This window comes from Citrobacter sp. wls757, from assembly GCF_005280935.1.
GTDB lineage: Bacteria > Pseudomonadota > Gammaproteobacteria > Enterobacterales > Enterobacteriaceae > Citrobacter > Citrobacter portucalensis.
In genome coordinates, this window is the sequence record NZ_SZWU01000060.1 from 32,160 (window position 1) to 40,945 (window position 8,786).

General features: G+C 49.5%; 10 protein-coding genes. 8 read left to right on the forward strand and 2 right to left on the reverse strand.

Going from position 1 to position 8,786, the window contains the following annotated elements; translation table 11 throughout:
- Nucleotides 1-245 precede the first annotated feature (245 nt).
- A complete protein-coding gene (gene ves / locus FDW94_RS15020; RefSeq protein ID WP_103285095.1) occupies nt 246-821 on the forward strand; it encodes an environmental stress-induced protein Ves in 576 nt (191 codons plus the stop codon).
- Here ves and cho read toward each other — a convergent pair.
- Nucleotides 781-1,668: an excinuclease Cho gene (gene cho, locus FDW94_RS15025; RefSeq protein ID WP_137377824.1), complete on the reverse strand. Its 888-nt coding sequence runs from the start codon at nt 1,666-1,668 to the stop codon at nt 781-783. The genes ves and cho overlap by 41 nt on opposite strands.
- 130 nt (nt 1,669-1,798) lie before the next feature.
- Nucleotides 1,799-2,629, reverse strand: coding sequence for an ammonia-dependent NAD(+) synthetase (gene nadE, locus FDW94_RS15030; RefSeq protein ID WP_100272572.1), 831 nt, complete (start codon nt 2,627-2,629; stop codon nt 1,799-1,801).
- A 211-nt stretch (nt 2,630-2,840) separates the two neighbouring features.
- Between nadE and osmE the strand changes: the two genes are divergently transcribed.
- The 7 genes from osmE to chbG all read left to right on the forward strand — a co-directional run bounded on the left by osmE (nt 2,841) and on the right by chbG (nt 8,753).
- Nucleotides 2,841-3,182, forward strand: coding sequence for an osmotically-inducible lipoprotein OsmE (gene osmE / locus FDW94_RS15035; protein WP_003030621.1), 342 nt, complete (start codon nt 2,841-2,843; stop codon nt 3,180-3,182).
- Between the two features lie 298 nt (nt 3,183-3,480).
- Nucleotides 3,481-3,801 carry a PTS N,N'-diacetylchitobiose transporter subunit IIB gene (gene chbB / locus FDW94_RS15045; protein ID WP_003832547.1) on the forward strand — a complete coding sequence of 107 codons (321 nt, stop codon included), beginning with the start codon at nt 3,481-3,483 and terminating at the stop codon, nt 3,799-3,801.
- Nucleotides 3,802-3,888: 87 nt separating this feature from the next.
- Nucleotides 3,889-5,247, forward strand: a complete 1,359-nt coding sequence (gene chbC, locus FDW94_RS15050) for a PTS N,N'-diacetylchitobiose transporter subunit IIC (RefSeq protein WP_003030619.1) — start codon at nt 3,889-3,891, stop codon at nt 5,245-5,247.
- 54 nt (nt 5,248-5,301) lie between these two features.
- A complete protein-coding gene (gene chbA, locus FDW94_RS15055; protein WP_003832549.1) occupies nt 5,302-5,649 on the forward strand; it encodes a PTS N,N'-diacetylchitobiose transporter subunit IIA in 348 nt (115 codons plus the stop codon).
- A gap of 10 nt (nt 5,650-5,659) precedes the next feature.
- Nucleotides 5,660-6,502 carry a transcriptional regulator ChbR gene (gene chbR, locus FDW94_RS15060; RefSeq protein WP_085951046.1) on the forward strand — a complete coding sequence of 281 codons (843 nt, stop codon included), beginning with the start codon at nt 5,660-5,662 and terminating at the stop codon, nt 6,500-6,502.
- Between the two features lie 124 nt (nt 6,503-6,626).
- Nucleotides 6,627-7,982, forward strand: a complete 1,356-nt coding sequence (locus FDW94_RS15065) for a 6-phospho-beta-glucosidase (protein WP_032943151.1) — start codon at nt 6,627-6,629, stop codon at nt 7,980-7,982.
- Between the two features lie 12 nt (nt 7,983-7,994).
- A complete protein-coding gene (gene chbG / locus FDW94_RS15070; protein WP_057066961.1) occupies nt 7,995-8,753 on the forward strand; it encodes a chitin disaccharide deacetylase in 759 nt (252 codons plus the stop codon).
- Nucleotides 8,754-8,786 lie beyond the last annotated feature (33 nt).

Genomic DNA, 8,786 nt, shown 5'->3' on the forward strand with positions numbered 1-8,786 from the left:
GGGCAGGATCGGCGGTTTTTTCATTTCTGCCTATTGCACCGGACGCACGACACGCTATTCTCCTGAAACCCGCGAAAATTCTACCTGGATCAGCGCGTTATTCTTTTTTGCAAAATGCCGGGTTCATCGCTAAGGCAAATCAACTCTGCTGCCGATAACAATAATCTGCAGGGTGAACATAATAATGATGATTTATGGCTGTCTGTTTACGGCAGGCTGCCATGCTGCTCCTTTCTGGAGGGATGATGGAATACTTTGATATCCGCAAAATGCCGGTTAACCTCTGGCGGAATGGTGCGGGGGAAACGCGTGAGATTTGCTGTTTTCCGCCAGCAACACGAGATTTTCACTGGCGGGCGAGTATCGCCTCCATTGCAGCAAACGGTGAATTTTCACTTTTCCCGGGTGTAGAACGCGTGATTACGCTGCTGGAGGGAGGGGAGGTCACTCTGGAAGAAGCGAACATCTTTACGCATACCCTCAAACAGCACCAACCTTTTACCTTTGCCGGTGACAAGGTGGTAAAAGCAAAGCTGACGGAAGGGCAGATGTCTATGGATTTTAATATCATGACCCGACGAGATGTTTGCCAGGCAAAAGTCAGAGTTGCCGATCGCACCTTTACGACCTTTGGTTCACGCGGCGGCGTGGTGTTTGTTATCAGTGGTGCATGGCAACTGGGCGATAAACTACTGACGGCCGACCAGGGTGCGAGCTGGCATGACGGCAAACACACATTACGACTGCTGGAGCGCGAGGGAAAATTGCTGTTCAGCGAGATTAACTGGATGCCGGGGCATTCTCCGGACACAGTTCAATAATGTCATATTGACCAGACAGAACAGGCCGGCAGAGAATTTTGTAGCCATCATGGTCAAAGCCTGCTGGCATACGCGCCAGGGTAGTCGCTTCATCCAGCGTTGAAACGGCTCCCAGCCACAGCCAGTTGTTGATGATATGGTACTGTGTCATTTCAGCGCCGGTTTCCTGCAGTGCAATAGCATTGCTCCATGGCCAGCAAATCACTCTCACTCTTTCCAGCGCCGCTAACAGACGCAAATGATGCGCTTCATGACTCTCTTTTCCGCAGCACGCTCCGGCGCAGCGTTTAAGCGCGGAGCGAAAACAGGCGCGCCCGCGACTCAGGGGTTCCAGCCCCAACAGGCCGTAGCACAGCTGTTGTTCATCCGCGAGGCTTTGCAACGCTTGTAGCGCTGCGCGACGATTGGCAAACAGGCCAAACAGATTGGGTGCATGGGAGAAATCAATATCTCGTGCGTAGACAACCTGAACAGTTCGGTCGGTAAGCTGCAAGGCGCAAAGCTGACGATTGCGCCGCAGTCGTTTATTAAACAACGGCTGTTGTTCTTTGATCAACCGCGCTTCCAGCAGCAGGGCACCAATTTCTCCCGCCGTACAAATCCAGCTAATGCGTTTGGCCTGACGCAGCATTGCCGCTTCGTCCGCGGTACGCAGGTGTGCCAGCACGCGGCTGCGAATATTGACGCTTTTACCAATGTAGAGCGGCATAGTGTCGCTTTCACTGTGAAACAGATAGACGCCTGGCGCGGTGGGAAGCGCACTCAAAAATGGACGCAGGTGTTCAGGATATTCATAGATTGCCGCTGCCTCAAATGTCAGGCGTGGGGCTGATTGACGCCGTACCACTTCTCACTCCGGATGCTGGTTATTCATCCAGTGTAGCAGTTTGAAACCGATTAAAAAAGTGGCATTAGACCAGGAAGAGGGGCCGGACAGCGGTGATCCCAGTGCTATCCGGCAATATGTGACTAAAAAATTACGCTTTTTTCCAGAAGTCATCAAACACCGTAATCGGTGTGCGACGTTTGTGTTCGGTCTTCAGGTACCAGCCTTCAATTTTTTTCGCGATGTCGGCAGCCAGCGTTTTTCCTTCCAGATAATCGTCGATGTTGTCATAGGTGACGCCTAATGCGGCTTCATCCGGCAGAGAAGGGCGATCGTCTTCGAGGTCGGCGGTTGGCGCTTTCTTATATAAATGTTCCGGGCAACCCAGTGCGGCAAGCAGCTGCTTACCCTGACGCTTGTTCAGGCGGAAAATAGGGTTAATGTCAGTACCGCCATCGCCGTATTTGGTGAAAAATCCGGTGATGGCTTCTGCTGCATGATCGGTACCCACGACAACACCGCTGGTCATTCCGGCGATACTGTACTGGGCCTTCATACGTTCACGGGCTTTTTCATTGCCACGGACAAAATCGCTCAGTTCAATACCCGCTTCACGCAGGGCCTGTTCACTGGCCAGTACTGCACCCTTAATATTTACTGTGAGCACGCGGTCAGGTTGGATAAAGGCGATGGCATCCTGACAGTCCTGTTCATCAGCCTGAACGCCATACGGCAGACGTACGGCAATAAACTGCAACGCGTCATTCCCCGTTTCTTCGCGAAGCTCGGAAATAGCCATCTGGCAAAGTTTTCCCGCGAGCGTTGAGTCCTGTCCGCCGCTTATCCCTAATACCAGTGATTTCAGAAAAGGGTACGTTTGCAGATAGGATTTCAAGAAATCCACGCTGCGGCGAATTTCCTCTTCTGCATTAATTCGCGGTTTTGCGCCAAGCGCCTGGATTATCTCTTGCTGCAGAGTCATTTAACCCCCTCCGAAAAATGAAATGATCAAAAAAAATGATGTGTTAAAGCTAACGCGTTGGGACCCAAACGACAAGGGATGCAGGCCTGATCTAACATCATTTTGTTTTAATAGAATTTTCCGAAACGACCTAAGTATCATCTGATTGCTTGAAAAATGTGTTGTTGTGCTCCAGGCTTATATAACACGCTGAAATACAAGAGGACGGAATATGAACAAGAACCTAACAGGAATTCTAAGCGCAGCGGCTGTTTTGACTATGCTGGCAGGGTGTACGGCCTACGATCGCACCAAAGACCAATTTGTTCAGCCCGTGGTGAAAGATGTGAAGAAAGGGATGAGCAGGGCGCAGGTGGCGCAGATTGCCGGTAAACCTTCTTCTGAAGTCAGTATGATTCATGCGCGCGGGACATGCCAGACCTACATCCTGGGTCAACGAGATGGTAAAGCTGAAACCTATTTTGTTGCTTTAGACGACACCGGACATGTGATTAACTCCGGTTACCAGACCTGCGCAGAGTACGACACTGACCCGCAGGCGGCGAAGAAGTAACAACTGCTTATTGCCTGAGCATTCAGAAGAACCGGCCATCGCGCCGGTTTTTTTGTGCCGAACGATCTTATTTATTGCCGCGAATTATTTGCCCGAAATGTGAGGGGGGTCATAACGACAGGTCAAGGAGAGACAATTTAGTTGGTCAAGGAAATACCATCCACCGGTGCAATCCCGTATACTCATTTCAGCCACCTAAAAAAGTAATTTAGCTGACGCAAGTTACCCAGAGCATGGATGCAGGTTATGGCTTGCGGAGTGTCTGGTTGACAGATAATCGCACATGAGGATCGTTTTAATGGAAAAGAAACACATTTATCTGTTTTGTTCTGCGGGCATGTCGACTTCATTGTTGGTTTCGAAGATGCGTGCTCAGGCCGAAAAATACGAAGTGCCGGTTATTATTGAAGCGTTTCCTGAAACGCTGGCCGGAGAAAAAGGTCCTGTCGCCGATGTCGTGTTATTAGGTCCACAAATTGCTTATATGTTGCCCGAAATTCAGCGTTTGTTACCCAACAAGCCTGTGGAAGTGATTGACTCGCTGCTGTATGGCAAAGTCGATGGTTTAGGCGTGCTTAAGGCTGCTGTTGCAGCAATTAAAAAAGCCGCAGCAAATTAATTATTTTATTTTAATTTTTCCCGTCAAAGAGTTATTTCATTAACATTCACCGCAATTATTAATTGCGGTATTTAAGGGTATTTTTCTATGAGTAACGCTATTGCTTCACTTGAAAAGGTACTCCTTCCTTTTGCTGTAAAAATTGGAAAGCAGCCACACGTTAATGCAATCAAGAACGGTTTTATTCGTTTAATGCCGTTAACCCTCGCAGGGGCTATGTTTGTATTAATCAATAACGTTTTCCTGAGCTTTGGGGAGGGGTCGTTTTTTTATTCAATGGGCATTCGACTTGATGCTTCAACTATTGAAACTTTGAATAGCTTGAAAGGCATTGGTGGAAACGTCTATAACGGTACGCTGGGTATCATGTCATTGATGGCACCGTTCTTTATCGGCATGGCGCTGGCAGAAGAACGTAAAGTCGACTCACTGGCTGCCGGGCTGTTATCCGTCGCCGCGTTTATGACCGTAACGCCTTATAGCGTGGGTGAAGCCTATGCCGTTGGCGCGAACTGGCTCGGCGGTGCCAATATTATTTCCGGTATTATTATCGGCCTTGCGGTCGCGGAAATGTTCACCTTTGTGGTTCGTCGCAATTGGGTCATTAAATTACCTGATAGCGTACCGACATCCGTATCGCGCTCTTTCTCTGCGCTGATTCCTGGCTTCCTTATCCTCTCGATTATGGGGATCATCGCCTGGGCACTGAACACCTGGGGTACGAACTTCCACCAGATCATTATGGATTCCATTTCAACTCCGCTGGCGTCGTTGGGCAGCGTGGTGGGCTGGGCCTACGTGATTTTTGTTCCGCTGCTGTGGTTCTTCGGTATTCACGGTTCACTGGCGCTGACTGCGCTGGACAGCGGTATCATGACGCCATGGGCGCTGGAAAACATCTCTATCTACCAACAGTTTGGTTCCGTAGACGCCGCGCTGGAAGCCGGTAAGACGTTCCACGTCTGGGCGAAGCCGATGCTCGACTCCTATATTTTCCTTGGGGGTAGTGGGGCAACGCTGGGTCTGATTATCGCTATCTTCCTGGCATCGCGTCGTCCTGACTATCGTCAGGTTGCTAAGCTGGCACTGCCGTCAGGTCTGTTCCAGATTAACGAACCTATCCTGTTCGGTCTGCCGATCATCATGAACCCGGTGATGTTTATCCCGTTCATTCTGGTGCAACCGATTCTGGCGGCGATTACGCTGGCAGCTTACTACTCAGGCATTATTCCACCGATTACCAACATTGCACCGTGGACTATGCCAACCGGTTTGGGCGCGTTCTTTAACACCAACGGTAGCGTCGCTGCTCTGCTGGTCGCGCTGTTCAACCTCGGTATCGCAACGCTGGTTTACCTGCCGTTCGTGGTGGTAGCCAACAAAGCGCAGAACGTTATTGACCAAGAAGAAAGCGAAGAAGATATCGCTAACGCATTAAAATTCTAAATTTAATCCGGCATGGCTTTACGGTCATGCCGGACTGAACCAGAGGAAAAAAGTATGTTGGATATCGAGAACATCGTCGACACGCAGTCAGAAGCAGAAGAACTTGAAGAAGTGGTGATGGGCCTCATCATCAACTCCGGTCAGGCGCGTAGCCTGGCGTACGGCGCACTCAAAATGGCCAAGCAGGGTGATTTCGAGTCAGCTAAGACCATGATGGACCAGTCTCGTCTGGCGCTGAACGAAGCGCACCTCGTGCAAACGAAATTGATTGAAGGCGATCAGGGCGAAGGTAAAATGAAAGTTAGCCTGGTGCTGGTCCACGCACAGGACCACCTGATGACATCAATGCTGGCGCGTGAGCTGGTGACTGAACTGATTGAGCTTCACGAAAAGCTGAAATAGCGAGGAGTGCATAATGCAGCTACAGATTAACGCACCGGAAATCAAAACCGTTTATGAACAGCAGCTGTTTAATGGCAAAAATTTCCATGTGTTCATCTATAACAAAACTGAGAGCATCAGCGGGCTGCATCAGCATGACTACTATGAGTTTACCCTGGTTTTAACCGGGCGCTATTATCAGGAAATCAACGGTAAACGCGTACTGCTAGAACGTGGAGACTTTGTCTTTATCCCGTTGGGATCGCACCACCAGAGTTTTTATGATTTTGGTGCGACAAGGATCCTTAACGTTGGCATCAGTAAACGTTTTTTTGAACAGCACTATCACCCGCTGCTGCCATTTTGTTTCGTTGCATCGCAGGTCTATCGGGCGAATAACTCGTTTCTTACCTACATTGAAACGGTTATTGCATCACTGAACTTTCGTGAGAGCGGGCTGGATGAATTTGTAGAAGTGGTCACCTTCTATATTATAAATCGGTTACGCCATCATCGCGAAGAGCAAGTGCTGGATGATATTCCGCAGTGGCTTAAAACCACCGTCGAGACCATGCACGACAAACGGCAGTTTAGCGAGAATGCGCTGGAAAATATGGTACACCTGTCCGCGAAATCCCAGGAGTATCTGACCCGCGCTACCCAGCGTTATTACAGCAAAACGCCGATGCAGATTATTAATGAAATCCGCATTAACTTTGCTAAAAAACAGCTGGAAATGACGAACTATTCTGTAACGGATATTGCTTACGAGTCTGGCTACAGTAGTCCAAGCCTGTTTATTAAAACGTTTAAAAAGCTGACGTCGTTTACACCGAATAGCTACCGTAAGAAATTAACTGAATTTAATCAGTAGATATTATTTGCTAATAACCCATTTTTTATAGCTTGCCCAAAATAGCGTCGGGACAGCCACGCTATACCTGACAAACGGGTTGAGCATAATACACGTCAGTGTTTTTACACTGAAGGGAGAAAGTATGAGCCAGAAATTAAAAGTCGTCACTATCGGTGGCGGGAGCAGCTACACCCCTGAATTACTTGAAGGCTTTATTAAGCGCTATCATGAATTACCGGTTTCTGAGTTGTGGCTGGTTGATGTCGACGGTGGAAAAGAGAAGCTGGACATTATTTTTGACCTTTGCCAGCGCATGATCGACAAAGCCGGCGTACCGATGAAGTTGTTTAAAACGCTGGACCGCCGTGAAGCACTGAAAGATGCTGATTTCGTTACCACCCAACTGCGCGTAGGGCAACTGAAAGCCCGTGAAAAGGATGAACGCATTCCACTGAGCCACGGTTATCTGGGACAGGAAACCAACGGTGCTGGCGGGCTGTTCAAAGGTCTGCGTACCATTCCGGTTATCTTTGACATTATTAAAGATGTGGAAGAACTGTGCCCGAATGCCTGGGTGATTAACTTTACTAACCCGGCAGGGATGGTGACTGAAGCGGTCTATCGCCACACGAATTTCAAGAAATTCATCGGTGTGTGTAATATTCCTGTCGGCATGAAAATGTTCATTAGCGATGTGCTGGCGCTGAAAGAGAGCGATGATTTATCCATCGATCTGTTCGGTCTGAACCACATGGTCTTTATTAAAGACGTGCTGGTGAACGGTACATCACGCTTTGATGAACTGCTGGACGGCGTGGCTTCTGGACAACTGAAAGCTTCCACCGTGAAGAACATTTTCGACCTGCCGTTCAGCGAAGGGTTGATTCGTTCGCTGAAGCTGCTGCCGTGCTCGTATTTGCTGTACTACTTTAAGCCAAAAGAGATGCTGGCGATCGAAATGGGCGAGTACTATAAGGGCGGCGCACGTGCCCAGGTAGTACAAAAAGTAGAAAAACAACTGTTTGATCTCTACAAAAATCCTGAGCTAAACGTTAAGCCGAAAGAGCTGGAGCAGCGCGGTGGCGCGTATTACTCCGATGCGGCCTGTGAAGTGATCAACGCCATCTACAACGACAAACAGACCGAGCACTACGTCAACATTCCACATCATGGACATGTTGATAACATTCCTGCGGACTGGGCGGTTGAGATGACCTGCACGCTCGGACGTAACGGTGCTACGCCGCACCCACGTATTACCCATTTTGATGAGAAAGTGCTTGGCCTTATCTACACCATTAAAGGCTTTGAGGTTGCGGCGAGCAATGCGGCATTGAGCGGCGAGCTGAATGATGTGCTGCTGGCGTTAAACCTGAGTCCGCTGGTGCATTCTGACAGCGATGCCGAGATTCTGGCGCGTGAGCTAATCCTGGCGCATGAAAAGTGGTTGCCAAACTTCGCCGGGTGCATTGAGAAACTCAAAAGCGAACAACACTAACTGAGGTCGGCTATGGAACGCGTACTGATTGTTAATGCGGATGATTTTGGCCTGAGTAAAGGACAAAACTACGGCATTGTTGAAGCCTGTCGTAATGGCGTTGTCACCTCGACAACGGCGCTGGTTAACGGTGCGGCGATTGACCATGCGGTACAGCTGAGTCGCGACATACCTGCACTTGCCGTCGGGATGCATTTTGTTCTGACGCTGGGTAGGCCGTTGACGGCAATGCCGGGCCTTACTCGTGACGGATTACTGGGGAAATGGATCTGGCAGATGGCAGAGGAGGACACTTTGCCGCTGGATGAAATTTCTCAGGAGCTGGCCGCGCAGTATCAGCGTTTTATTGACCTGTTCGGGCGGGAGCCGACGCATTTGGATAGCCATCACCATGTGCATATGTTCCCGCAAATTTTCCCTATCGTAGCCGGGTTTGCTGCCCAGAAGGGGATTGCATTGCGTATCGATCGTCAGACCGTGTTTCAGGCGTCTGATTTTCCGGAAACGTTACGTACCTCCCAGGGATTCAGCAGCGAGTTTTACGGCGAAGCGATTTCCGAGGCTCTGTTTTTACAGACGCTGGACGCGTCAGCCGATCGAGGCGAGTCCTCGCTGGAAGTGATGTGTCATCCGGCCTTTATCGATGACATTATTCGTCAAAGTGCCTACTGTTACCCCCGCTTAACTGAGCTCGACGTGCTGACGTCTTCGTCACTGAAATATGCAATTGCGGAGCGCGGTTATCGTCTTGGCAGTTTTCTGAACGTGTAATTCCTGAGTTTGCGGCGCAATCGTGCGCCGCAT

What these genes read in the sequence shown, in the direction of transcription:
- nadE (WP_100272572.1), bottom strand. Translation starts at nt 2,629, where the DNA reads ATGACTCTGCAGCAAGAGATAATCCAGGCGCTTGGCGCAAAACCGCGA.
- chbC (WP_003030619.1), top strand. Translation starts at nt 3,889, where the DNA reads ATGAGTAACGCTATTGCTTCACTTGAAAAGGTACTCCTTCCTTTTGCT.
- chbA (WP_003832549.1), top strand. Translation starts at nt 5,302, where the DNA reads ATGTTGGATATCGAGAACATCGTCGACACGCAGTCAGAAGCAGAAGAA.
- ves (WP_103285095.1), top strand. Translation starts at nt 246, where the DNA reads ATGGAATACTTTGATATCCGCAAAATGCCGGTTAACCTCTGGCGGAAT.
- FDW94_RS15065 (WP_032943151.1), top strand. Translation starts at nt 6,627, where the DNA reads ATGAGCCAGAAATTAAAAGTCGTCACTATCGGTGGCGGGAGCAGCTAC.
- osmE (WP_003030621.1), top strand. Translation starts at nt 2,841, where the DNA reads ATGAACAAGAACCTAACAGGAATTCTAAGCGCAGCGGCTGTTTTGACT.
- chbB (WP_003832547.1), top strand. Translation starts at nt 3,481, where the DNA reads ATGGAAAAGAAACACATTTATCTGTTTTGTTCTGCGGGCATGTCGACT.
- chbG (WP_057066961.1), top strand. Translation starts at nt 7,995, where the DNA reads ATGGAACGCGTACTGATTGTTAATGCGGATGATTTTGGCCTGAGTAAA.